Source organism: Mangrovivirga cuniculi, from assembly GCF_005166025.1.
GTDB classification, from domain to species: domain Bacteria; phylum Bacteroidota; class Bacteroidia; order Cytophagales; family Cyclobacteriaceae; genus Mangrovivirga; species Mangrovivirga cuniculi.
This window is the reverse complement of the sequence record NZ_CP028923.1, coordinates 4,278,532-4,303,264: the sequence shown is the minus strand read 5'-3', so window position 1 is coordinate 4,303,264 and position 24,733 is coordinate 4,278,532. Positions and strand designations below refer to the sequence as shown.

General features: G+C 35.3%; 21 protein-coding genes. 17 read left to right on the top strand and 4 right to left on the bottom strand.

Translation table 11 applies throughout. The annotated features are described in order from the left end of the window. Positions 1-54 precede the first annotated feature (54 nt). The 4 genes from DCC35_RS18985 (at position 55) to DCC35_RS18970 (ending at position 5,212) form a co-directional block, all read left to right on the top strand. The gene (locus DCC35_RS18985) at positions 55-2,382 is read left to right on the top strand and encodes a TonB-dependent receptor (protein ID WP_137092293.1); all 2,328 of its coding nucleotides are present in this window, start codon (positions 55-57) and stop codon (positions 2,380-2,382) included. Further along, positions 2,379-3,641: a DUF4374 domain-containing protein gene (locus DCC35_RS18980; RefSeq protein WP_137092292.1), complete on the top strand. Its 1,263-nt coding sequence runs from the start codon at positions 2,379-2,381 to the stop codon at positions 3,639-3,641. The genes DCC35_RS18985 and DCC35_RS18980 overlap by 4 nt, the downstream gene beginning before the upstream one ends. Before the next feature lie 57 nt (positions 3,642-3,698). Then, positions 3,699-4,871 (top strand): PepSY-associated TM helix domain-containing protein, encoded by a 1,173-nt coding sequence (locus tag DCC35_RS18975; protein WP_137092291.1) that lies wholly within the window; start codon positions 3,699-3,701, stop codon positions 4,869-4,871. A 137-nt stretch (positions 4,872-5,008) separates the two neighbouring features. Continuing rightward, on the top strand, positions 5,009-5,212 hold the full coding sequence (locus DCC35_RS18970; RefSeq protein WP_137092290.1) for a YgaP family membrane protein: 204 nt from the start codon (positions 5,009-5,011) through the stop codon (positions 5,210-5,212). Between the two features lie 81 nt (positions 5,213-5,293). Here DCC35_RS18970 and DCC35_RS18965 read toward each other — a convergent pair whose 3' ends face one another. Beyond that, complete coding sequence (locus DCC35_RS18965) at positions 5,294-5,812, bottom strand: hypothetical protein (RefSeq protein WP_137092289.1); 519 nt, start codon at positions 5,810-5,812, stop codon at positions 5,294-5,296. A 160-nt stretch (positions 5,813-5,972) separates the two neighbouring features. Between DCC35_RS18965 and DCC35_RS18960 the strand changes: the two genes are divergently transcribed. The 3 genes from DCC35_RS18960 to DCC35_RS18950 are packed head-to-tail and all read left to right on the top strand — an operon-like array spanning position 5,973 to position 7,982. Beyond that, on the top strand, positions 5,973-6,872 hold the full coding sequence (locus tag DCC35_RS18960) for a transglutaminase-like domain-containing protein (RefSeq protein WP_137092288.1): 900 nt from the start codon (positions 5,973-5,975) through the stop codon (positions 6,870-6,872). Continuing rightward, the gene (locus tag DCC35_RS18955) at positions 6,869-7,708 is read left to right on the top strand and encodes a CPBP family intramembrane glutamic endopeptidase (RefSeq protein WP_137092287.1); all 840 of its coding nucleotides are present in this window, start codon (positions 6,869-6,871) and stop codon (positions 7,706-7,708) included. The genes DCC35_RS18960 and DCC35_RS18955 overlap by 4 nt, the downstream gene beginning before the upstream one ends. A gap of 58 nt (positions 7,709-7,766) precedes the next feature. Further along, positions 7,767-7,982, top strand: coding sequence for a YgaP family membrane protein (locus DCC35_RS18950; protein ID WP_137092286.1), 216 nt, complete (start codon positions 7,767-7,769; stop codon positions 7,980-7,982). 87 nt (positions 7,983-8,069) lie between these two features. Here the strand turns inward: DCC35_RS18950 and DCC35_RS18945 are convergent, their stop codons facing one another. Beyond that, positions 8,070-9,719 (bottom strand): serine hydrolase domain-containing protein, encoded by a 1,650-nt coding sequence (locus DCC35_RS18945; RefSeq protein ID WP_137092285.1) that lies wholly within the window; start codon positions 9,717-9,719, stop codon positions 8,070-8,072. Between the two features lie 847 nt (positions 9,720-10,566). Here DCC35_RS18945 and DCC35_RS20770 point away from each other — a divergent pair. Together DCC35_RS20770 and DCC35_RS18935 are read left to right on the top strand one after the other, a co-directional pair. Further along, positions 10,567-11,118 carry a helix-turn-helix domain-containing protein gene (locus DCC35_RS20770; RefSeq protein WP_175402872.1) on the top strand — a complete coding sequence of 184 codons (552 nt, stop codon included), beginning with the start codon at positions 10,567-10,569 and terminating at the stop codon, positions 11,116-11,118. Positions 11,119-11,217: 99 nt separating this feature from the next. Continuing rightward, positions 11,218-12,681: a M61 family metallopeptidase gene (locus tag DCC35_RS18935; RefSeq protein WP_137092283.1), complete on the top strand. Its 1,464-nt coding sequence runs from the start codon at positions 11,218-11,220 to the stop codon at positions 12,679-12,681. Between the two features lie 450 nt (positions 12,682-13,131). Here DCC35_RS18935 and DCC35_RS18930 read toward each other — a convergent pair whose 3' ends face one another. After that, positions 13,132-15,702 (bottom strand): WD40/YVTN/BNR-like repeat-containing protein, encoded by a 2,571-nt coding sequence (locus DCC35_RS18930; RefSeq protein WP_137092282.1) that lies wholly within the window; start codon positions 15,700-15,702, stop codon positions 13,132-13,134. 366 nt (positions 15,703-16,068) lie between these two features. On the opposite strand from DCC35_RS18930, the gene DCC35_RS18925 reads away from it, so the two are divergent. From DCC35_RS18925 to DCC35_RS18915, 3 genes are read left to right on the top strand one after another with little or no spacing between them, the layout of a single operon-like run. Further along, complete coding sequence (locus DCC35_RS18925) at positions 16,069-17,076, top strand: ligase-associated DNA damage response exonuclease (protein WP_137092281.1); 1,008 nt, start codon at positions 16,069-16,071, stop codon at positions 17,074-17,076. Beyond that, positions 17,076-18,668, top strand: coding sequence for an ATP-dependent DNA ligase (locus DCC35_RS18920; protein WP_137092280.1), 1,593 nt, complete (start codon positions 17,076-17,078; stop codon positions 18,666-18,668). Before DCC35_RS18925 ends, DCC35_RS18920 begins: the two co-directional genes overlap by 1 nt. Positions 18,669-18,716: 48 nt before the next feature. Next, positions 18,717-19,529, top strand: coding sequence for an RMD1 family protein (locus DCC35_RS18915; RefSeq protein WP_137092279.1), 813 nt, complete (start codon positions 18,717-18,719; stop codon positions 19,527-19,529). A gap of 118 nt (positions 19,530-19,647) precedes the next feature. Here the strand turns inward: DCC35_RS18915 and DCC35_RS18910 are convergent, their stop codons facing one another. Next, the gene (locus tag DCC35_RS18910) at positions 19,648-20,094 is read right to left on the bottom strand and encodes an RNA polymerase sigma factor (RefSeq protein ID WP_137092278.1); all 447 of its coding nucleotides are present in this window, start codon (positions 20,092-20,094) and stop codon (positions 19,648-19,650) included. Between the two features lie 303 nt (positions 20,095-20,397). Here DCC35_RS18910 and DCC35_RS18905 point away from each other — a divergent pair, with 303 nt between their 5' ends. From DCC35_RS18905 to DCC35_RS18890, 5 genes are all read left to right on the top strand, one after another. Next, positions 20,398-21,189, top strand: a complete 792-nt coding sequence (locus DCC35_RS18905) for a M57 family metalloprotease (protein WP_246070088.1) — start codon at positions 20,398-20,400, stop codon at positions 21,187-21,189. A 238-nt stretch (positions 21,190-21,427) separates the two neighbouring features. Next, positions 21,428-22,027, top strand: a complete 600-nt coding sequence (locus DCC35_RS18900) for a peptidase-C39 like family protein (protein WP_137092276.1) — start codon at positions 21,428-21,430, stop codon at positions 22,025-22,027. Continuing rightward, entirely contained in the window at positions 22,002-23,456 is a 1,455-nt protein-coding gene (locus DCC35_RS18895) for a RimK family protein (RefSeq protein WP_137092275.1), read from the top strand. The genes DCC35_RS18900 and DCC35_RS18895 overlap by 26 nt, the downstream gene beginning before the upstream one ends. After that, the gene (locus DCC35_RS21635; RefSeq protein ID WP_262710362.1) at positions 23,453-23,581 is read left to right on the top strand and encodes a hypothetical protein; all 129 of its coding nucleotides are present in this window, start codon (positions 23,453-23,455) and stop codon (positions 23,579-23,581) included. Before DCC35_RS18895 ends, DCC35_RS21635 begins: the two co-directional genes overlap by 4 nt. Further along, complete coding sequence (locus DCC35_RS18890; RefSeq protein WP_137092274.1) at positions 23,581-24,708, top strand: glutamate-cysteine ligase family protein; 1,128 nt, start codon at positions 23,581-23,583, stop codon at positions 24,706-24,708. Before DCC35_RS21635 ends, DCC35_RS18890 begins: the two co-directional genes overlap by 1 nt. The last annotated feature ends 25 nt before the right edge of the window (positions 24,709-24,733 follow it).

Genomic DNA, 24,733 nt, shown 5'->3' with positions numbered 1-24,733 from the left:
TATTTAGAATGATTCTTAATATTACACATCTATTTAGAATTAGTCTTAATAAAAATGACCTCGAGAATACTGTTGATAATTTTTGTGCCATTCTTTTTAAAAGCTCAAAGTGATTTGAATGGGAGGATCGTTGATCAACAGGAAAATGGATTGCCTGGAGCTACAGTAATTATCTCTGGCACTGAAAAAGGCTCTGTAACAGATACTGATGGTTACTTCGTTTTTAAATCTTTGCCTCACGATGAATATGAATTGAAAATCAGTTCGGTCGGATTTGAATCAAAAGTTATACAGGTTTCTCACCGGGGAAATCGATCAAAGAATATTTATTGCAAACTACAGGAAGTTACTCAGGAACTCGATATGGTAGTTGTTGAGGGTAATAAAGAGTTAACCGAAAAAAAGAAATCCGGATATAATGTAAGCGTAATTTCAGCTGAGAATTTTCAGGATCTCAACCTTGATGTAAATCAAATCCTGGGTACGCTTTCCGGTATTAATCTCCGACAATCCGGAGGCCTGGGTTCTGATGTTGAGTTATCGTTAAACGGAATGACCGGTAATCAGGTCCGTTATTTTATCGATGAAGTACCGATGGATTTTTACGGTTCTTCTCTTACGCTGAATAATTATCCGGCCAATCTCATCCAGGCTATAGAGGTCTATAAAGGTGTAACTCCGGTATCTTTAACTTCTGATGCGCTGGGAGGAACCATTAATATTACTACTCCTGATATTACTGACCAGTTTTTTGATGCTTCGTATTCATATGGTTCCTTTAATACTCATCGCGCATCTGTTTTTTTACAACATTCAACTAAAAATAATATCCATTTTCGATTCATGTCATTTTTTAATCATTCAGATAATGATTATTTGATGAAGAACACCCCAAAGGTTGATAAATTCGGAAATATCCTTGGATATGGTGAAGCACGGAGATTTCATGATGCTTATACTTCCGGATCAGTTAATCTTGATATTGGTGTGAGTGACAGAGTATTTGCAGATGGATTTACAGTCGGGTTAGTTTATGGAGCCAATCAAAATGAAATTCAGCATCCTGATGTTTCTATAAACAGGGTATTTGGAGGATTAACTTCAGAGAATCGATCTTTAATAGCAAGACTTAATCACCATAAAACATGGGGAAAGGTTACCTGGAAAAGTAATTTTGTTATTGGCAATGACAAAGATACCTTTTATGATACGTTACGGAGAAGGTATGATTGGGAAGGCAATTATAAGGAGATTGAAACTGCAGAAAATTTTAGTGAACCTTCTATTTTCGAATTATCTGATGATAGATTATGGGCGCGTACTGCCTTGAAGTACGACATCTCAAATAACCATTTTTTAGAAGGTCAATACTCTAAGAATTATCTTAAGAGAAAGACACAAGATCTAATCAACGAGCGATTGAATAATGCAGGCAATCCGAGTTCCCTGGAAAAAAACTTTCTGGGTCTGTCTTATAATTTTATTTCTCAAGACCAATCAGTCAAAGCTGTAATATTTGGGAAGCAGTATTGGTATAATGCAGCTATTTACACTGAAGAATATGTAGAAAAAGGTACAGAGGTCATCAAAAACAAATCTTCTTTTTCTAAAACAGGTTATGGAATGGCTCTCAGCTATTCGTTAAGTGATAACTGGTTATTAAAAACTTCTTATGAACTAGCCTATCGAATTCCGGAGGCTCATGAAATAATGGGTGATGGGCTGTTAATTCTTCCCAACCCTACTTTAAAACCTGAGAACAGTCATAATGTCAATCTAGGACTTATTCATGAAAGGGTATTTTCGAATCTTAGTTTTAAAACAGAGGTGAATACATTCTACCGGCCTGTTAAAAATAAGATCTGGCGCGTTCCTCAGGGAGTTTTGTCAGTAAACCAAAACATCGCTGAAACCCGAATTATGGGTGTGGAAACTACTAATTCAGTTAATGTCGATAATCGATATATTTTTTCATTGAATATGACCTACTACCATCATACTGATCAAAGAAAATATAATGAAGGATTGCCAAATGCCAACTACAATGAAAGAATGCCTAACGATCCTTATTTATTTGGAGACTTTGGTTTTCAATATCGATGGAACCTTGATAAGGTAAACCTCACCACCGGGATAAATAGCCGGTATGTTCATGAATTTTTTCTTTATTCAGAAAGTAATGGGAGTACAGAAAATAAGCGGATTATTCCAACGCAATTTGTCAATGATATTAACCTGAATCTTGTTTTCGGAGAAGGGAAATACAGCACCTCACTAACGGTGACTAATATATTTAATGAAGAGGCCTATGATAACTGGTCACTTCAAAAACCAGGAAGAGCAATTAATGTTAAACTCAGATACTTTATAAATAAGCAATGACAAGTAAAATAAACAAATTTTTAGTGTTGATGATCACAGCACTTATTTTTTCAAGCTGTGATAAAGAAAATAAAGGGAACGAAACTCCACAATTCGATGGAGGCATGACCATGACCTTGAAAACCACAGGTGATCAGGAGCCGGAATATGTCGTTACAAGCGATAATTTAATGGAAGGAACAATTTCCGCTCAGAGTTCGGGTTATGAATCATTCGACTGGAATTTTTCATACACTGTAGGGAAAACCCTTTTTGTTCTTGGTTATACAAATTTTGAAGCACAGGCTTACCAGGTGAATGATCAGGGTGAAGTGGAAGAAGTGGCAAATTTCCTTTTGGAAACTCCTTTAGAAGTATTTGGAAATGTCAACGATGAGACAATGCTCGCAATGGATGCTCCACGGGATGGATCTCATACTCCACGAAAGCTGTATTTCATTGATGCTGCTTCTGGATATATAACAGGTATTAAAGACGTTAGTATTTTTGATGTCGATACCGGTACCCCTGGGGAAGGTGTTACAGCATGGCCAACGGCATTAGAAGTAGTTGGTGATCAGTTATTTGTTCCTTATTACCTTGTTGATGACCAGGGTTATTACACTACTCCAAATCCGGATACTGCATTTGTAGCTGTATATTCTTATCCTGATGTAGAATCAGAACCGGTAAAAATAATTAAAGATGCCAGAACGGCTAATATCGGTGTGAATGGTACGACAACAGGGTTGATTCAAACAGATAATGGAGACCTGTACTCATTTTCATCTGGTGCTTACATGGCTGGATTTTATCCAGTTACTAATAAGCCTAGTGGGATTCTTAGGATTTCTTCTGGCTCTTCAGAGTTTGACGAGAATTATTTCTTCAATGTGGAAGAGGCAGCAAACGGAGGAATTCTTTTCTGGATGGATTACATAGGAGGTAATAAAGCTATTGCCAGATTGCTGACTGAAGATATTGATCCAGAAAATGATGCTGATGGATCGGGATCCTGGGGTGCCTTTGGTCGTTCATATTTTAATCAAAAATTGGTCATTCTCGATTTGATAAATCAAACAGTTACGCCAGTAGAAAATGTTCCACTACATGCCAAGCGATACACTACGCCAGTTCACGTAGAGGATGGAAAGGTATTTGTAAGTGTTGAAACTGCGGAGGAAGCACATGTTTACCAGGTGGATATCGAAGCTGCAACAGCAGTAAAAGGTGCACAAATAGAAGGTAAAACAATTAAGGGTTTTTCAGACCTATACTAATAATTTTTAATCTGGTCCGTGGATATAATTTTCCACGGACCTTTAAGCTTTTTTATTTTGACAGTACGTAAATCATTTCGATTAATACATCTTTACCTCGGAATTGTAGCCAGCTTAATTGTTTTTATAGAAGCAACTACGGGAGCGATTTGGGTATTTAATAGTGAAATCAACTCTTTGATAGAGGATGAAATAACAGTGCAGATTGAAGACCTTCCTCTGATTACTCCTACTGTAGCTAAAAGTATAGCAAAAGAGTATATACCGAATAAGGCGATCCATGGTGTGTTATATCCCAATGAACCGGGAGAACCTGTTGAAATGATTTTTTACGAAGCAGAGCCGGAGTTTTATACATCACTTTATTTAAATCCTTATAACGGCGAGATCCTTAAGGAAAAAGATCATATGGAGGGATTCTTTCCATTCATTCTGGATGGTCATTTACATTTATGGTTACCACCTGAAATCGGAAAGCCAATTGTTTCTTATGGTACGCTTATTTTTGGAATATCAATCATAACCGGAATTATTCTCTGGTGGCCAAAAAATAAAAAGGGAAGAAAACAACGATTCAAACTGGATTGGAAAAATACTACTCGCTGGAGACGAAAGAACTTTGATTTGCACACGGTTTTAGGTTTTTATCTTTCGGCTTTCGCAGTAGTATTTGTTCTTACCGGGCTTGTAATGGCGCTCAACTGGTTTGCCTTTCTTTATTATAATGGGTTTGGCGGAGAAAAAGAATTGACTTTTTCTGTTCCGTTAAACCAGGAAGAAACAGTGTCTCAATCAGTCAGACAATCGAATATTGACAGGTTGCCACAAATACTGTTTAACCAATATCCTGAAGCTGAAAGTTTTGAGATTCACTACCCCTATGCAGATTCGGCTAGTATTTATGTGGAGATTTCGCATACTGAAGAAGTTTATTACGACTCTGACTATATTTTTTACGATCAAAATACGCTCGAAAAGGTAAAGACTCTTAGTGTGTATGGGGAATATTCTAAAGCTGAACTTCCCGATCATTTAGTAAGAATAAATTATGACCTTCATGTTGGGGCAATTGGTGGTATTACGACTAAAATAATAGCTTTTATTGCTTGTTTGATGATTGCAACTCTACCAGTTACAGGCATTTTAATTTGGCTGGGAAGAAAGAAAAAGAAAGGTAAAATGAACTCAAAGCAGAATAAGAAATCAACTCCGGTTTTAGAAGGAGTGTAATTAGGGAGATTGCAGTTATTTCATTTTTACAGGGAGTCTCTAATTATCGCATAATATCAATTAAATCAGTTGGTGCATTGATATTTATCATGTGGATTCCATAATCAGGAATTTACCTTTAGATAAAAAAATACGCCATGGAAAAGAATATGGGAACTACCGACAGGGTAATAAGAGTAATTTTAGCAATAATTGTAGTAGCCCTGTATTTTACAAATATAATTACAGGTACAGTAGGTATTACGTTAATGGCTTTGGCAGGAATATTTTTAATTACAGGATTTATAAGTTTTTGTCCTTTGTACACTCCTTTTGGATTGAATACCTGTTCGAAAAAATAATATTATTGAGTAGTTAACTTGGTTTGGTTAATGAAAAAAGAGGCTGATATTATCAGTCTTTTTTTTTGAAAGTAATTAGCTTTAATTATTCATAATGCGGCTTTTCCCACATTGAGCAAAGTTCTTTTTCTGATTCAAATCTAATTTCACCTCAGAAGAAAACTCTTTTAATAATAATTCAAATTCATCCACTTTGTCATCTGATACAGATGGTGTAATTACCTTAAATGCATAATAATCTATCGTACCATCTTCAGAAAAATATATTTTATTAAATAGGCTGATTGATGAGTCATTAATGCCCCAGTTAAAATTCTGTTCCACTAAATATTTTCCCAGGTCCTGATGTAGTTTAGACCAGGAACGTCTAACTTCTTTTATATTTTCTTCGCTATTATAGGCTGGTGACAACAAATTGGCATAGCTGCTATCAAGATTAAGACTATCTAATTTTTTTAATTCTTCTTCTTCAGCCAGAGAAAAAGTGATTGGTTTAATGTTAGTTGTTTTATTCTGGTTAGTTTCTTTAGTCTTAGTCGAATTTTCACAACCAAATATTAACACCAAAGCCATTACCAGGGAAAAGAACGATACTCTCATAAATGCTTCAAATATTAGATTCGTTGTAAACCTAAGGTTTTAGTTTTGAAATAAAAACTATTTATTTAGTTAAAATTATTTAAGTGGTAAGGACTAATCTGAACAGATGACTTAACTTTAAAATCTGAGCAGCTAAGAAGTGGTGTTAATTTGAGATCATATGCTAAAAAAAGTATTTCTTTCCATTTTTATTATTCTGATCGGATTCACAGCTTTTTCATTTTACTTATCTCCCCGGCTTGGCGGGCTCATTTCATTAGGTAAAGATAAAATAGACAGAAAAGTTCATAAGCTAGAATTCAATGAGGGTCTGCAAAATAGTTTTGATCTCAGATATGAAGATATTTCTGGAAGAGAAGACCTTGTTTTATTAAGAGAGAAGTTCAGACTCGAACAAATAGTAGATTCAATTGACGATCAATTTAACCAGGTTTTAGCCATTCAGAGCTGGGTTCAAAGCCAGTGGGAGCATGACGGTAATAATGTGCCGGATAAATTTGATGCGGTTTATATCCTTGAGGAAGCCCAAAAGGGAGAACGTTTCAGATGTGTAGAGTATAGCCTCGTTGCGAGAGAATGTCTTTCTGCATTAGGTTTTAAAATCCGTACTTTGGGATTGATGACCAAAGATATTTCTGAAGTAAAAAGTGGAGGAGGTCATGTAGCTAATGAAGTATATTTGGAGGATTTAAACAAATGGATGTTTATTGACCCTCAGTTTGATGTCATAGCTGTTCAGGGTGGTGTTCCTCTTAATGCTGTGGAACTCCAACGTGCTATAGCACACAATGAAAGATTTGAAATAATTAATCCTAATAATACTATATCCAAAGCGGATTATGTTCAGTGGATCGGTCCTTACCTTTACTATTTCTATGTCACAATAAACGGTCAAAGAATTAGTGTCTGGGATCGAATAGTCGGGAACAAAAAGCAATTGACATTGCTCTCAAAAGATGCAAATGAGCCTGAATACTTTCAGAAGATTTTTAAAATAAATAATTCGTATTATACCAATTCATTATCTGATTTTTATCCGAAAATAGACTCTTATAATTGAAAAAGTTAATTAAGAATAATCCAATTACAGCTTTTGTTCTACTTACTTTTATATTTAGTTATTTGGTAGGTGGGATATTTAATATGTGGGTCAATAATTCTTGGCAAATAGAAAATGAATTATTGAGGTTGTACTTATTTCGTTCAATGATAGTTATTGGGCCCGCTATTTCGGCGATAATAATAACAGTTATTTGTAAAGGAAAAGGGGGATTAAAACAACTTTTTAAATCTCTTAAGCCGAAAGTTAAGTTTTGGTTTTATTATTTATTATTACCTGTTACTGGATTCATAATTACCGTCGCTTCATTTTATTTTGCAGGTTTACCTATTGAGCAATTATTTGATGCAATAGAAGAAAATAAATTAGTATTTGCCGGCCATTTTTTCTTTCAATTTATTCTAATTGGAATCGGAGAGGAGCTTGGCTGGAGAGGATGGTTATTGCCCAATTTGCTAAAAAAGCATTCTCTTAATAAATCTCTGGTATTGATAATATTAATATGGGGGCTTTGGCATTTTCCAATCTTATTTAATTCGTTGGAGATTGTTATTCCCTGGATAATATTATTGGTTTCGGTAACAATAATTTTTACCTGGATCTGGTTTAAGGTTAAAGGGAATATTTTGTTACTGGCTTTAACCCATGCTTCGGTCAATGCCACACAATTCTTTTATCAAAATCAACTTCAGGATTTGGATGATAGTTTACTTGTAAATGCCTGGAAAATCACAGCTGGGATTTACTTAATGATTGGGATTGTGATTTTTTTGGTTTTTATTAAAAAATCTCAAGTGCATTTTGTAGCAATAAAAACTCATGAAAATCATATGTGATAATTATCACACCTAATGATTTCATAAAGAATTATATTTCTCTAAAACAATCGGAGTCATGAAAAAGAACATGGGAACCGCCGACAGGGTTATCAGAACTATAATTGCGTTTTCAGTAATCGCTTTATTTGTAGCTGAAGTTTTAACTGGAACTTTAGGTCTTGTATTACTGATACTGGCAGTTATATTCTTACTTACCAGTTTTACTGGTTTTTGCCCCTTGTATAAGCCTTTTGGCATTAGCACTTGCCCACAAAATAAACAACATCGTTGAGCTTAAGAAAGACGTTAGCACTGTGTGATAATAGTTTGATTACAGATTAAAAAGGACGCCAATTGGCGTCCTTTTTTATTAATAATATTATTTTATTTTACTGAACTGAATATCCTTCAAGTTTTGCCCGGACAGTAAAAACTCAATTACTTCATCATCTTCACTTGTTACAAAATCTATTTGGGCAAAATAATTTTTCGATCCGTAAAAACTGTCTTTTGCAAGTGGCTTAAGTATGATGTCATTATTTAAACTATGAACTGCTACTAACTGATTATCTTTTATTACTAATTCATAAGTAGTATTAAATTCATCATTTTTATAAAGCCCGATATATTTCTCCAGGTCAATTTCGTCAATAGATGGGGGATTTAATGTGACTTTTTTACAATCATACTTGAAGTCAGCGATATTAAATATGAATCCATTATCGTAAAATGAAAATTTAGTGAAAGGAACATAAGGAAATAGAAATTCACCATCACCAATTACAGGTAGTGGGGCTTTGCCTTTTGTTCCGTATGATTGAAAAAATAAGGTGTCTTTTTCTGCGAGAATATTAAAATACTTGCCAGGATAAAATTCATAGGTCCCTTCAAAGCTTTTTAGTTCATTAGTTATGTAATTAACCTTTTTAGGTGTCTCTGAAGGTTTTAAGTGATCTTTCATGAAAAGATCTACTATTCCATAAGCAATGTTTAGTGTAGAGAAATCATTGCTGTTAGCTAGAATTGCAATTGAAAAATCGTGTTTGGGAATGTGTAAAAGATAAGATCGATATCCGGCATCACCACCGCCATGAAATACAATGTCTAATCCCTTATGTTTTTTAAATTCAAGACCCAGTCCGTATTCGATTATAGTTCCATCGGAAAGCCTGGTCGGCTTTTGCATTTTATGAAAGATTTTTTCTGCTCTTTTGTCTGCATATTGATAGTAGATAGCCCATTTGCTCAGATCGTTAATTGTAGTACTAATGCCTGATGAACCATTTGTCATATTGTTGAACTCGTGATTCTTAAATCCGGAATTGCTTGTTTTATATGAATAGGCTTTGTTTCTTATAATGATTTCAGAACTGCTGACAGCTAAAGAATTATTCATTTCGAGAGGAGTAAAGATTTCTTCTTTAAGAACTTCCTGGAAAGGGCTGTCGCTCACCCTTTCTATTACTTCAGCAAGTAATGCAAATCCTGTGTTATTATACTCATATTGAGTTCCTGGCTGGAAATTGATTTGTTTGATATTCAAAAGCATATCGATTACTTCATCATGTGATAAACGGTCCTGAATATCAAAACCTCTTAAATGAGCCAGTTCAAATACATTGGGTAATCCATGGGTATGATTTGCCAGCTGATTCAGAGAGATTTTGTAAGGCAGATGAGCCAATTCGGGAAGATGCTCTCTAACATCATCTTCCATAGATAGCTCTCCTCTCATTGCCATAGAAACTGCCAGGTATGATGTGAATTGCTTTGAAACAGAAGCGATGTGAAAAGCAGTAGAATCAGTTATTGGAATATTGTATTCCAGGTTAGCCATACCGATTTGGTGGGAATATATAACATTTCCTTCCTCAATTATGGCCACTGCCATGCCCAGTTTATCAGGATTAAAATATTGGTTAATAAGGGAATCAACTTTCTGATATAAGACTTCTTTACTTGTTGTTTGAGCTATTGAAAACTGAAATTGGATTGCTAAAAAAGACAGGGTAAAAATCAGTTTTTTCATTATTGGGTATTCATGTATTAAAAAATTAATTGCTCTTTTCCTTAAAAGTAGGTGCTTAAAAAAACTCCTTTGAACCCACGAAATTACGCCACATATTAATTGTAGCAAAGGATTGGATACAAATTTGACTAATTCATTAAAACTAAATGAATTGATTGTTTTTAAGATTCGATCATGAACTGAGATTTTTTATAAACATTAATGATTTTCAATTTAAGTTACGGCTTTGAGAAAATCAGGAAAATAGCCTCATGACTGATTTATAGGTAGCCATAAAAATTTTAGGTTTATTCAAAAAAGTAATCCATTTAATTAATCGCTAAAGATTAATATTTTAGCAGCTAAATGTTTTGATTTTTGTTCTCTATTTTATGCTCCAAATTATATCGATCATTTGTTTAATTGCCGGTGCTCAGGGATTTTTTCTTGTCTTTCACTTTCTATTAAAAAGAGTGGGGAGAAGATAATTAACAGGCTAGTGGCTGTCCTCGTATTTATTTACTCGGTTAATTTAATTAATACATATTGCTATTTAAGTGGGTTGGATTCAGCTCATTTCTTCTTACAGCCAATTGCAAATTATCTTGGCTGGTGGGTTGGTCCCAGTATTTGGTTATATGTTACTTTTCCTCACAAAAATATAAATTGGAAAAAAGTAATACTAATTCATTACAGTCCAATACTGATAATCGCTTTTTTAGGAGAGGCTTTTCCTGAGCTACTTTCGTACCTGGCTGGAGTTTATTACCTTCAGTTTAGTTGTTATGTTGGTTTGAGTTTGTACTATTACTATAAAAATAAGGCAGACAGGAAATTATTCGACTGGATAGTTATGTTTGTTTTTGCTATGGCAATTATTAAAATAGCTAACATTTCCCTGGTATTAATTGAAGCTTTTAGTGATGTTGAGTTTTCAGATATATTTCGAATATCATTGATAATTATTGCTGCGATTCCAATTTTCATAATGGCATATCGAGAGATGAATTTTAAAAGAACTTTTGAGCCTCAATATGAAAAATATGGTGATTCAGGAGTTAGTAATTCTGAAATTAAAAAATATTCTGATCGTATTATCTCTTTAATTGAAGGTGAGAAATTGTACTTAAACCCTTCTTTTAAAATTGCGGATTTATCTGAATTATCAAATATTAACTCAAGGAAAATTTCGCAGGTTATAAATCAAACTCAACAAAAAAATTTTTCTTCATTTATTAATGATTACAGGCTCAAAGAAGTTAAGAAAAGACTGACAGACGAAAAATATGGGAACCTTTCTATATTGGGAATTGCACAAGAATGCGGTTTTAAATCAGGGGGAAGATTTAATGTTTTATTTAAGGAAAAATATGGAGTAACTCCTTCACAATATAGGAAAACAGTGTTTAAATCTAATTAAAGTACTTTATATCATGATATGAAGTGTCTGTAATCGTGGTAACATAAATTTTCTTATTATTATTTAATAAATCTGCATTAAACAAAAAAGAATAATGATATGAATAAACTTATTACTATAGGTCTTTCCTGTTTTTTATGTGGATTTAATTTACTGGCTCAACAGTCAATTTATAATGTGAGATTTTCCGGAGTAGAGGAGAAGAAAGTGTTTGTAGATGCTGAATTATTTTTGCAAGATAGTGTTTTGATAATGTCTCCAAATGGACCCGTCCCTGAACGATGGGATGATTATGTGGAAAATTTAGAGGCTAAATCAAAATCAGGTGATGAAATAAAAATAACAAAGCGAGAGGGTAAGTGGATTGTACAAGGTCCATTAGAACAGCATATAAATATCTCTTATGAGATTAATGTGGACCATGAAGATATAGAATGGCCCGGTGGGATCGATGGGGTTGCCTTTGTCAAAGATTGGGGATTTTTCCTAACTGGTAGATCCCTTTTTATTTTTCCTGAGGATAATAATGATGAGTTAGTCGTTAAATTTGATGTTGATGACCCTTCAAAGATTCAGGCTCCCTGGCCAAGTAGTTCAAAAGGATATTTAGTTAAGGATAATACTGAACTTACAGAATCACTCATTATTTATGGAGATCACGCATATAAAAAAATTGAGAGGGAAGATCTGAAAATCAGATTTGTTCTGACTGGCGAAAAAATCCAGGCTGATTCGCTCCGATACAGTCAAATTGCTGATCAGGTTATGAATTATTATTACAACTTGATGGGTGGAGGCCCTACCCCTAATGGCAACCAATCAACTGAAGTCATGGTTGTAATAAACTCAGCATCTCAAACAGATGGCGAGGTGATTGGCTCTCATATAAATATGATGGTAAATCCTGATGCTCACCCTCAAGAGCAAATGGTTGCCTGGTTTATGTTTGCTCATGAGTTTTTTCATTTATGGAATGGGAAAACGATAATGGTGAATAGCACCCGGGATGATTGGTTTAAAGAAGGAATAACAAATTATTACACACTCAAGGCATTATATCAGGTAGGTTTTATCAATGATCAAGCCCTTGCTGGTATATTTAACGGGCTATTTTATCAACGATATATGAAAGATCCAGGGCTTGGTGAAATTTCCATGAGGGATGCTGCTGAAGGATTCAGTAAAGATGATCATTGGGGTTTGATTTATGGCGGTGGACTCTTTGTTGGTATAGGAATGGATATGATAATTAGGGAAGAAACAAATAATGAAAAGAGCCTGGATGATATTATGAAGTTGCTTTATGAAAAATATAAACTGAAAAACGAGTATTATACTTCGGAAGAAATACTTAAGCTGGCTAGTGAAATGGCGGATAAGGATCTTGCCTCATTTTTTGATGTGTATATAAATGGTAGTACAGTGATACCAATTGATGAATTTTTAGAAAAAGCTGGATACCATGTGGTAATTGAAAATGATAATTTAATAATGACACCAAAAGAAAATCTGGAAGGTTTAGACCTTGCAATTCGTGAGGGCTTTCTGGGAGAGGTAGAATGATTTATAAGGTCTTAGTAAGCCTATGGGAAGTATTTCGGATTTAATCCGAAATACTTCCCATAGGCTCTTTTGTTATCCATTCATTAATTCAGATGGCAATTATATTCAAATGAAATTTTATACCATTCTAATCATCTCATTATTCTTCTTCATTGTCTGGAAAGTCCTGAACTGTTAATCGTATAGTTATAGCATCTTCTACTATTTTATCACCTATACGTTGTCTAACCAGAACTGTGTGATGTCCTATTCCAAAATTTGGAGGGATGGTAAACTTGAAATCTCCATCCTTATTTATTTTAATTTCTTCACCTAATTGAGTTTTTTCATTATCAATTATTACTTCAATGGGTTGAAAAGGATTAAATCTCTGGCCTAAAATAGTAATTTCCTCTGCCTCTTCTATAGGAATTCCTAAATCATTAGGTCGAGCTAACCTAATTGAAGGGCTTAAGGGTTTTCTTTGAGGTAGATCTGCCGGATTGATATCTTGATCATATAGAATAGCCCATTAAATTTTCCATTTTTTAAATAGAGCCCTTTTACAATGTGATTATCGGAAAGTAATTCAGCTATTTGTTCAATCTTGCAGTTTATTTTCTTGTCCTGCCCTTTATTGTTAACCTTTATTTTTATTTCTTTTTCTTTTCCTTCTAAATCAATTTGTTTGGCAGACCCATTATCTATTAAAATTTCTTCTACCTGAAGTGATTCTGGGTCTATATTAAGATCAACTATTTCTCCTTCGTTTATAATGATAAAAGCACAATCTTCACATTCTTGAGGAGGAACCATTTGATCAAGTGGAATTATATCTTCCCAAAGCCACAACTTGGGCTTATCAAGTTCGAGTATTGGTTTGTTTGGGTTTATGATGATCGTTTTTGAGGGACATTTGTATCGATATACCCATAGACCACGACCATATGATGATATCAAGACTTCTTTAAGAGATGAAAAGAAAAATGAACCTACGTAAGGGACTTTCTCGGATCCGCTCACTTTTTTCCATGTATCTCCGTTATCAAAGGTTTCAAATATACCTGCTTGTTGAGTGCCTACCATTATGTGACCAGAACAATCGGGATCAAAACCAAAACTGCTGATTTGAGAAAATTTGTCCCAATGAAACTTAAATTCACCAAAATTTGTAACTAAATCAGTTAAATTATTGTCTTGAGTCCATGTCGCACCTCCATCATCACTTTTCACCACTACATCATTTGCAATGTCCGGAACAATTATGAAACTTGGATTGTCTGGATCAACAGCAAATACCTCATACCAGGCAAACATTGTCGGGAAAATACCTACATTACCAAATCCAGTAATTTGAGATTCTACGAAAGTAGACCCAAATGTACCTGAAATTCGTTCAATACCAATTTTAGGATTACCCATTACTGTTCCAGGCTGTTCGGTTGCAAGAAAAACTATCGGATTACTTGAATTCCCTACAACTAAGGGGAAACTCTTAGGCTTATTATTTACCGTTGCCGAAGAGGTCCAATTTGCTCCGGTGTTAGTAGTTCTGGCTAATCTCCAGGCAGAAGAATCTATGTTATATTGAATCTGAACATACCGTTGTGGATCAACCAATGCAGGAGAACCATTAGAACGCGGGGGATTGTTCCATGAAGAAACGGAAACTAAGCCTGGACCCGATTTGTAGTTATTACAGCCAAAACATGCAACTCCGGTATGAGTTGTATTAGAAGCTGTTAGCGATTCTCGAGGCACATTAAGATAAAATCCTTCACAACATTTTTTATTAGGCCATTTTATTCCATAATTGGTAGAAGCCCAGTTATGATTATCCTGGGTGCCGAAATATAGATCTGGTAAGCCATCGTCTTCAGTATTCTGGCCTGTTATTTCAGTTATTTGAAGGGCATTGTACCCTGGTGAATTCATTGTCCAGCTGCTGCCATTATCATTGGTTGTATGTAACCCTCCATCACTCAAAAGTAAAATAGGGGTTTTTCCATCATTGCTTATAGCTAATTCAGCAATATCAGCATGATCAATAGTAAGAGTTTCCCAGGCTCCAAAACCATGAATAGATCCATGATTTACTTCTCTACGTTTAAATTTACTTCCTCCATTACTGTAATATAAATCAATTTTGTTTCTACCAGTATTTAAACTGCTATTTGTTAAAACTACAAAAGGTGGTCTATTCCATCCTTTTTTATTTTCTACTATACTCCAGTTATCACCAAAATCTTGAGTATAATATAGAGCGTTAAATCTTTCCCATTTATCATTAGAATTTTTTTTCGAGTAATTAAAAGCAAAATATATATGGTCATCATCCAAAGGCGATACTGCTATTTGATTATGCTGAGCTGCTCTTCGGTTGCCAGGAAGGCCATTAATTTTTAAGGTCCAGCTGCTTCCTCCATTTGTAGATACTCTAATGCTGTTTCCTGTTAATACCACCATTTTATTTTCTGAAGGAGTAGCAATAGCTCTTACGGACCTGGAACCTAATCCAGTTGCGCCCGAAAGATATTCCCAGGTTACTCCTTGATCATCACTGTAAAAAAGTCCACAATTTGTTCCTGCCCATAGTCTATTATTTGACTCGTCGAATGAAAGGCAATTAGCTGACATGTTGTTAAGGCAATTGGAAGAGGGAGTGTTCATGGTAGCTTTTGACCATGTCTCACCATCATCTGTGCTTCTGTAAATTCCACCGCCGCTGATAACCCGGGTATCTTGTCTGGCTGCCGCTACAATTATCTCCGGATTAGGAGGGTAAAATAATAGATCGCGATATCTAAAGTTGAAAGTTTCGCCGACATGTTCCCATTTGTCTCCAGCGTTTTCTGTTTGGAATAAGCCTCCCGTTTCTGAGGCCACTACCATAATAGCATCTTGATTGGGTTTAACGGCAACTGCAATTGCTCGGCCTTCATTTTGAATGTTTGGTTGTCTCGGATATAATCCATCTTTACATGATGATAAAACACCTAATAGTAGAAATAAAAATCCGAAATAATGGAATTTTGTTTTCATGATATATGATTTGGTTGTAGTTGATAATTTGAAATTTAGATTTAGTATTATAGGCTAATGCATTTTGACCAAACCTACTGTTTATTTCTAAAGGATTAATTTTAGTTTTATGATAACTAGTATTTAATTTCGCTCTTATAAACACATACTCGTAAAAGTTATAAAATAAATTTAAAGGATAAAAGAAAAAGAGAATAAGTGTGTTGTGAATATTAACTTATAGACTAATTTTTCAGGATTTAAACTGTGAATTTTCTGTCTTACCAATTGAATTTTTTTAAAAAATTAATATTCGATTATTATTCAACTCTTTAAACTAATCTCTAAAACTGCCTAACTTATTACCACTGTCTCAGTTATAATACCATGCGACCAAAAAACCCGTTATTACAATTTACCGATAAAGGCATTTATTGTGAAAAAGGAGATTTTTTCATCGATCCATGGCGCCCTGTAGATAAAGCCCTGATCACTCATGGACACGCTGATCATGCCAGGTGGGGGATGAAAAGTTATTTGTCAACCCCGATGACTGAAGCAATAATGAAACATCGAATAAGTGCTGATATTAACTCTGAATCGGTTGGGTTTAACAATAAAAAGAAGATAAATGGAGTAAATGTCACCTTTTTTCCGGCAGGCCATATACCCGGTTCAGCACAAATCCTGGTTGAAGATAAATCACAGCGGTGGGTTGTGAGTGGCGACTATAAAGTGATCGAGGATTCTATCAGTGAACCTTTCGAATTAGTTAAATGCGATTACTTCATTACGGAATCAACCTTCGGACTGCCTGTTTATCACTGGCGAACTGATGAAGAGATCTTTGGAGAACTAAATCAATGGATTGCCGAAAATACCGAAAACAAGATTAATTCGGTAATACTCGGTTATAGCCTGGGTAAAGCACAGCGCTTGTTGCAGGGTATTGATCAATCATTTCTTCCGACTTATTGTCATGGGGCTGTATATAATATGAATGAGGTGCTTTCCGAAGCCGGGATGGATCTGAATGACTACAAACCGATTACCAGGGATACTCCAAAAGATGAATTAAAAGGTAAAGTTATTATCGCTCCTCCATCAGCTTTAGGAACTCCATGGCTGCGTAAATTAAAACCATACAAAACTGCAATGGCCAGTGGATGGATGACACTTCGTGGTGCCCGTAGAAGGCGAAATGCCGATAAGGGTATCATTCTTTCTGATCATGTTGACTGGCCAGGGCTAAATGCTACTGTTAAAGCGGTGGAAGCTGAACATATTTATGTTACACACGGGTACTCAGATATCTATGTTCAATATCTGAAAGAGCAGGGTATTGATGCGGATGTTGTAAAATCTGAATACGAAGGAGAAACCGAAACAGAATAATGAAGCATTTCATTTCTTTATTTAAAAAAATAGATAGCACTACAAAAACATCCTTAAAACAGGCTGCATTGGTGCAATACCTCTGTGAATCAGATGGCCGGGATAGCATCTGGGCTGTTGCCTTACTTACAGGTAAGCGACCCAAAAGAACAGTAAATGCTACCCAAATCAGAACCTGGGCCGCTGAAGAGTCAGGCATACCTCTATGGTTATTTGAGGATACTTATCACATTGTTGGTGATTTGGCTGAAACGGTCAGTCTTGTTCTGCCTCCTGTTTTAAATGAAGATCTCAAACCATTGAGAGAATATATGGAACTTCTCAACGGATTGAAAGATAAAGAAGAGAGTGAAAAAAAGGCACTTGTTTTATCGATCTGGAGATCTCTGGATGTCACCGGCCGATTTATTTTTAACAAACTAATGACCGGGGGTTTTCGGATAGGGGTGTCTGCAAAGATTATGATGAAGGCCCTTGCAGAATATGCCGAATTACCTGAAGATGTTGTAGCACTACGACTTGCAGGTAAGTGGTCTCCAAAAGACCTTACACTTGATGATCTGCTAAGAGAACCTGATAAAGAAGAAAGGCTTTCCAGACCCTATCCTTTTTACCTGGCCTATGCACTGGAAGATGAACCCCATGACCTGGGACATCCAACCGAATGGATAGCTGAAAGAAAGTGGGATGGTATCCGTGGTCAGATCATTTTACGGGACGGCCAATTGTTTGTATGGAGTCGAGGAGAAGAACTGATCACCGATAAATATCCTGAATTTGAAATATTGAAGGATTTACTTACTCACGACATCGTTTTTGATGGTGAAATCCTGGCTTTTAAAGATGGCGAACCCTTGCCATTTCACATGCTCCAGCAGCGGATCGGTCGGAAAAACGTCACTGCAAGTCTGATGAAGAAGGTGCCTGTTGCTTTTTACGCCTATGATATCCTGGAATACAAGGGAGAAGATTTTAGGGAAGTTCCATTTGGTAAAAGGCGGGAGCTACTGGAAAAAGTTCTCCAAGAAATTGATTCGGATATTATCAATCTATCTCCTGTGGTATCTTTTACAAATTGGGAAGAGCTGGAGCCGCAAAGGGAAAATGCCCTTGAGCATAAAAGTGAAGGGTTAATGCTGAAGCATAAAGATTCGGTTTACCAGGTGGGTAGAAAAAAAGGGGGCTGGTGGAAATGGAAAATGGATCCATTGACTGTTGACGCAGTCTTGATTTATGCTATGAGAGGTCACGGAAGAAGGGCTAATCTATATACAGACTACACATTTGCAGTATGGGATGGAGATGGGAAGCTTGTTCCATTTACAAAAGCCTATTCAGGTTTAACAGATGCAGAATTCGGACAGGTCGATCGGTTTGTAAAACAGAATACCATCGAACGATTTGGACCCGTTAGATCAGTTACTCCTGAGTTAGTTTTTGAGATTGCTTTTGAAGGTATTGCTCCATCTAAAAGACATAAGTCCGGAGTGGCAGTAAGATTCCCAAGGATGCACAGATGGCGAAAGGATAAACCTGTTGAAGAAGCCAATACGTTGGATGATCTGCATCAATTATTAAAAATGGTTACGTAATAGTTGAATATGAAATTTTAGAGTAATTTCGTAATTATTTTATGCTGGATGGAAATTTATAACCAGTTAAGTGAACGGAAAGAAGTTAAGTATTTTGCCGTTCAGTTGGGCAATAACATTGATATTGTCGCGCTACGAAAAGAAACTCGTTTCAGGGTCATCAGTTTTTCTGCTTCGGACATTATGTTTGAAGTAGAACACGGAGGATACATTCACCTCTTTAAGCAGGGGTCGGTCGTTTTTGTCAATTGCAAACAGCATGAACAGGAACGCTTTATCGAAATAGTCAAGCCTTATATTTCTGAACCTCAAATTCAGCACTTTGTTGATGATTTTGTGATCGAGATAGAACCCGAAAAACCTTCGCGATTTCAGTTTGATTATTTTTCTCTTCCTGTAGTCAATACGGACGTTCATAAAGTGGTAGCTTTAAACCTGGTCCAAAGTACAGCACTGGATTATTATTCGGAAGTTGTATCAAACTTACTTGCTCAATTAAATGAATTTTCAATTCAGTTGGCTCAAAAAGGTAAATTAAAGTCTGGACGTAAAAGCATGCTAAAATTTATTGGCAAATCTCTCATTTCAAAAAATGCAATAGCACAACAAATCTATTTTTTCGATACTCCTGATATTGCCTGGGATGACCAGTATCTGGATAGATTGAACAGAGAATTAAATAACAATTTTGAGTTAAAGCAGCGATACCGGGTGTTAGAAACGAAGTTTAAAATTCTCGAAGAAAATCTTTCTGTTTATATGGATATTTATAACCAAAAGGAGAGTGCTATTCTTGAATGGATTATTATTATTCTAATTTTAATTGAAGTTATTGATACATTCCTGGGGAAACTGATTTAGTATGAAGCGTAGGTCTTGATAAGCTTATCTTTCATACGTTTAATCTGCATTTTGACAGAGCTTTCATTTTGTCCTGTGATAGTAATCAGCTCTTTGATTGAATGCTGGTCTTTAAATCTCAGGAGAAATAAAGCTTTTCTTTTTCATTGAGTTGAGTGAGCAATTCTTTTATGATTTCTTCAAATTGAGCTTCTTTCAATCCGGATAGATTACCTTCTATTTCCTCATCAATTTCATCGTGGAGGGAATCGATCAATCCAGGACTTATTTTCACAATAACTTTCTTGTTTTTTTCTTTTAAATGAGAAAGGCAAGTATTGTGGACTATGCTATATATCCAGGTCTGATATTTTGAATTTCCTTTGAAAGTATCAAAGTGAATGAAAGTTTTGATTAGTATTTCCTGGGTCAGGTCGTCTGTAATAGATTCATCCTTGCTGTACTTGCTTACTTTATCTTTAATAACCTCCCTCGATTTTTTTAGCAATTCTGTCATTATGGAGGGGTGCCCGTAATGTTTGTATAAAATGGCTAGTTCTTCTATTGATTTTAATTCTACATTCATCAGATTTAAAAATAATCAATATGCGCAAATCATCGTATTAAAACTTTGGAATCAGGATCAAATGTCAAGATGTTATTGAATTTGCCTGGTTTAACGGTGGGTTTGGTAAAGAATCTTTACATTTTTCAAAATAATATTTTACAAACCCCATGAGTTAAGCATGTGTGCCGTAATAATCAATCATTAAGCTCGTTTAATTCGATATAAAATTTTGTTATGGTTTTAATTTTTGTTAATTTATTTGTATCAATCAAAATTTAACCAAATCAGTTAATTATTATGTTAGCAAAAACCAAATCCCTTTTGTGCGCTATCTTGTGCGCCTTTTTAATTGTATCCTGCCAAAGCGAATCCGAACAAGTAGGTCCGGAAAATGAAGTTTCTGAAGAAGCTCTCGCTACTTTAGAAGCCGCCGGTTTTGATGTTGTTAAATTTCCTGTATTCAATACGGATATAGGATATGTCGTTGAGAATGACATCTTGATTTCTCACGAGCAAATGAAAAACCTAAAGGAAGGCTCGCAAATTCCTGCTGTTGAACATTATTCGACAGATAACCTGGTTACCGGAACACCCCGGACAATTAATATCTACGTGAGCACGCGATTCAGATCTCAGTATTTCCAGGCTACAGATGTTGCTATAGCCCGATATAATGCTGAAGGGTTAAATCTTGTATTTAACAGGGTGTCAAGTTCATCAAATGCTGATATCGTTATCCAGCCTTCTCCATGGTATTATGGATGGTTTGGAATCCTGGGTTCAGCCGGGTTCCCTACTGCTTCAGGTGATCCTCATAATCAAATTTTATTAACCAGATCATATTATGATAATGTTTCTGATATCGGTGCTTTAACCACGACAATTGCTCATGAAATGGGGCATTGCATAGGCTTCAGGCATACTGATTATATGGATCGCAGCTATAGTTGTGGAGGTTCAACCAATGATGAAGGTGATGGTGGTGTAGGAGCTAATTACATCCCAGGTACTCCTGCAGGCCCTGAGGCTGACTCATGGATGCTTGCATGTTCGGATGGTACTGACAGACCATTTACCTCTGGCGATCAAACAGCTTTAGATTATCTCTACTAGATTAAGATCGATGTTTTAATAGTTAAAAATCAGCTGCTGAAAAGTGGCTGATTTTTTTTATAAAAATATGTGACTTTTTTTGTTTTGGTTGTCTAATTAGTAAAGGATCGAAAATGAATATTAATGTAGATATAAAAGCACAACCAAATGACATAACCTGTGGACCAACTGCTCTGCATGCGGTATATAATTATTTTTAAAAGGATTTGAGTTAAATAAAATTATCAATGAAATTCCCATGCTTGATGGTGGAGGTACATTAGGAGTAATGCTCGGCAATCATGCTTTAAAGAATGATTTTTCAGTATACCTGTACACCTACAATTTGAATGTTTTTGATCCATCATGGTTTTCAGAACCAGAAGTTGACCTAATATCCAAACTTTCAGAACAACTAACTGCAAAAAATGATAGCAGGGTAAGGCATGCATCTCATTATTATATTGAATTTTTAAATAGTGGAGGAGAAATCATTTATACTCAACTTTCTCAAGGTCTTTTCAGGCATTATTTAAAGCAGGAGATCCCCTTGCTTGCTGGGTTAAGCGCTACTTTTCTCTATGGATCAATGAGGGAAATACCTGATTCCAATCAATATGATGACATTCTGGGTTACCCCTCAGGTCATTTTATAGTGGTTTCCGGTTTGGATGTGCAAAATGAAAAAGTGACAATTTGCGATCCCCTAAAAATGAATCCTTTGGCAGATAAAATGATTTATCATGTTGATTTAAGTCATTTAATAAACTCCATTCTTCTGGGTGTGATCACCTATGATGCAAATATTTTAGTTTTAATCCCCAAATCCAGACATGATGTTAGTATATATCGTGGTTGAGAAAAAAGTAGAGCTTTCTGCTTTTTCAGATATACAAAATACAGAAACTATTACCGCTAAGGAATATATTGAAAATGAATTTTTTCAGCAGAAAAAACTATCTGTGATCAATTTATGTGATAGTTATGGTTATCAGAGCACTGGTTACTATGTTTCTCTTTTAGCTGAGGCAAGAAAACATAAAGTGATTCCTACAGTAACAGCTATGCAGGACATCAAAACATCGACTTTAATCAAAACCGATCTTGGTGACTGGGATGATCTGATTCAGAAATCTTTCCAGGAAACAGATCAGGAAAAAATTGAATTCAATGTTTACTTTGGTACTTGTAAAGAACTTAGTTTTCTAAAGCTTGCTTTGACATTATTGAATATTTCTCAGCTTCCTTTGTTAAAAGCAGTGTTTGTGAGAAAGGCAGGGAAATGGTATCCGGGTACTATCAGGCAGCTTTCCATCAAAGATTTAACGCCTGAAGAGTTTGTTGATTTCAAATCCAGTCTAGCCTCTTTTCTAAAAGGTAAAAAACTGACCTTGAATTATGAGCGTAAAAAATATTCGATGGGTATCCTGGTAAATCATGAAGACCAGACACCACCAAGTAATGCCAAAGCCCTGAACAAATTTGTAAAGGAGGCAGACAAGGCCGGTTATTCGGTTGAGTTTATTACAAAAAATGATTTTGCACGCTTATTAAGCTTTGATGCGGTATTTGTAAGGGAAACTACAAACGTAAATCACCATACTTACAGATTTGCTAAAAAAGCAGAAAGTGAAGGAATTGTAGTTATAGACGATTCTCAAAGTATTTTGCGATGTACGAATAAGGTTTTTTTACACGAATTACTCAGTAGTAATGGAATCCCTGTTCCTAAAGCCGTCGTTGTGCATAAGTCTCAGAACAAATCATTTAAACTTCCATTTGAATATCCTGCAGTTATTAAGCAACCTGACGGGTCTTTTTCAAAAGGCGTTTTAAAGGTAAATAATCACGAAGAGCTAAAGAGATCTTTAAAGGAAATGTTTCAGAAGTCCGATTTGCTAATTATTCAGGAATTTATGCCTACTGATTTTGACTGGCGGGTTGGAGTACTTAATGGTAATCCACTTTATGTCTGTAAGTATTATATGGCCAGAAATCATTGGCAGATTTATAACTGGGACAAGAAAAAAGGGCAATCCGGGAAAAGTGAAACATTAAATATTGAAGAAGTGCCTAAAAAACTTTTAAACATTGCTGTAAAAGCCAGTAAATTAATTGGAAATGGTCTTTATGGGGTTGATGTAAAACAAAAAGACGGAAAGTATTTTGTTATTGAAATAAACGATAATCCGAGCATCGATGCGGGCGTGGAAGATAAAGCATCTAAAAATTTTATTTATAAAAGTATTGTACAGGAATTTACTGCACGAATTAAGAATATCAAATGATCAAAAGAAATAGATTAAGACTTTTCCAGGCTTTTGGAATAGAGCTTGAGTATATGATTGTTAATCGTGACACTTTGGAAGTTATGCCTATTGCTGATAAGCTTTTCGAAAAAAAGGAGATATAGTGGTAGGTGAAAAAAATAATGGAATCATCAGCTGGTCGAATGAATTAGTGATGCATGTTTTAGAATTAAAATCTACTCGTCCGGAGGAGGATTTAGCACTTTTGAAGGAAGAGTTTAACAATAATATTTCAGAAATAAATGAACGATTGATAGATTTTAATGCAATGTTAATGCCGACAGCAGCTCATCCATTCATGAATTCGATCAAAGAAAAAAAACTTTGGCCTTATGATTCCGGGGTAGTTTATAAGCGTTACGATGAGGTGTTTAATTGCTCAGGAAACGGTTGGTCTAATGTTCAATCTACACATTTAAACCTACCCTTTTATGATGATTATGAGTTTGCTTGTTTACATGGAGCTATACGAATAATTTTACCCTTACTTCCGGCACTTGCTGCATCTTCGCCCTTTTTTGATGGTTTGTTCTCCGGAGTAATGGATGGCAGACTTATTTACTACATGAATAATCAAAAACGAATCTCTTGCATAACCGGGAAGGTTATTCCGGAAAGAGTGTATTCAGAAGCTAGTTATAAAAGAAAAATATTCGATAAAATAAGTGAAAAGATAGCTCCATTTAATGAAGATCAAATATTAGATCCGGTATGGGTTAATTCAAGGGGTGCAATTGCCCGTTTTGACCGGGGCAGTATTGAAATACGAGTCCTGGATATTCAAGAATGCCCATCAGCAGATCTTGCGATTCTTTCCTTTATAATCGGGATGATAAAATTAATATCTGAAGAGCGATACTCTGGCCTAAAAAAAATTCAACAAAAGAATACGATGGATCTAAATCGTATATTTAAGCAAACAATAAGTTTCGGCAGAGCAGCAGTAATAAATGATTATGAGTACCTGGGTTTTTTTGGTTTACGCGGGATAGAAGATTCAACAGTAAACGATCTGATAAATCATATTTACCTGGAATTGCAGGAGGATTATCCAGGGCTTATATTACCTTGGAAAAATCAGATAGATGTTTTGGTTAATCAGGGTAGTTTATCTGAAAGAATCTTAAAAAATGTTGGTACAAATCCAACTAAATCAGAACTTATGAGTTTATATAAAACACTTTCGATGTGTTTAAGAGAAGATAAAATATTTATAAAATGTCCGGTATAAAAGTAATACTTACCTGTGAACATGG

Coding starts and splice junctions, on each gene's coding strand:
- DCC35_RS18985 (WP_137092293.1), top strand. CDS start 55: ATGACCTCGAGAATACTGTTGATAATTTTTGTGCCATTCTTTTTAAAA.
- DCC35_RS18980 (WP_137092292.1), top strand. CDS start 2,379: ATGACAAGTAAAATAAACAAATTTTTAGTGTTGATGATCACAGCACTT.
- DCC35_RS18970 (WP_137092290.1), top strand. CDS start 5,009: ATGGAAAAGAATATGGGAACTACCGACAGGGTAATAAGAGTAATTTTA.
- DCC35_RS18965 (WP_137092289.1), bottom strand. CDS start 5,812: ATGAGAGTATCGTTCTTTTCCCTGGTAATGGCTTTGGTGTTAATATTT.
- DCC35_RS18960 (WP_137092288.1), top strand. CDS start 5,973: ATGCTAAAAAAAGTATTTCTTTCCATTTTTATTATTCTGATCGGATTC.
- DCC35_RS18950 (WP_137092286.1), top strand. CDS start 7,767: ATGAAAAAGAACATGGGAACCGCCGACAGGGTTATCAGAACTATAATT.
- DCC35_RS18945 (WP_137092285.1), bottom strand. CDS start 9,719: ATGAAAAAACTGATTTTTACCCTGTCTTTTTTAGCAATCCAATTTCAG.
- DCC35_RS20770 (WP_175402872.1), top strand. CDS start 10,567: ATGGCAATTATTAAAATAGCTAACATTTCCCTGGTATTAATTGAAGCT.
- DCC35_RS18935 (WP_137092283.1), top strand. CDS start 11,218: ATGAATAAACTTATTACTATAGGTCTTTCCTGTTTTTTATGTGGATTT.
- DCC35_RS18930 (WP_137092282.1), bottom strand. CDS start 15,702: ATGAAAACAAAATTCCATTATTTCGGATTTTTATTTCTACTATTAGGT.
- DCC35_RS18925 (WP_137092281.1), top strand. CDS start 16,069: ATGCGACCAAAAAACCCGTTATTACAATTTACCGATAAAGGCATTTAT.
- DCC35_RS18920 (WP_137092280.1), top strand. CDS start 17,076: ATGAAGCATTTCATTTCTTTATTTAAAAAAATAGATAGCACTACAAAA.
- DCC35_RS18915 (WP_137092279.1), top strand. CDS start 18,717: ATGGAAATTTATAACCAGTTAAGTGAACGGAAAGAAGTTAAGTATTTT.
- DCC35_RS18910 (WP_137092278.1), bottom strand. CDS start 20,094: ATGAATGTAGAATTAAAATCAATAGAAGAACTAGCCATTTTATACAAA.
- DCC35_RS18900 (WP_137092276.1), top strand. CDS start 21,428: ATGCTTGATGGTGGAGGTACATTAGGAGTAATGCTCGGCAATCATGCT.
- DCC35_RS18895 (WP_137092275.1), top strand. CDS start 22,002: ATGATGTTAGTATATATCGTGGTTGAGAAAAAAGTAGAGCTTTCTGCT.
- DCC35_RS21635 (WP_262710362.1), top strand. CDS start 23,453: ATGATCAAAAGAAATAGATTAAGACTTTTCCAGGCTTTTGGAATAGAG.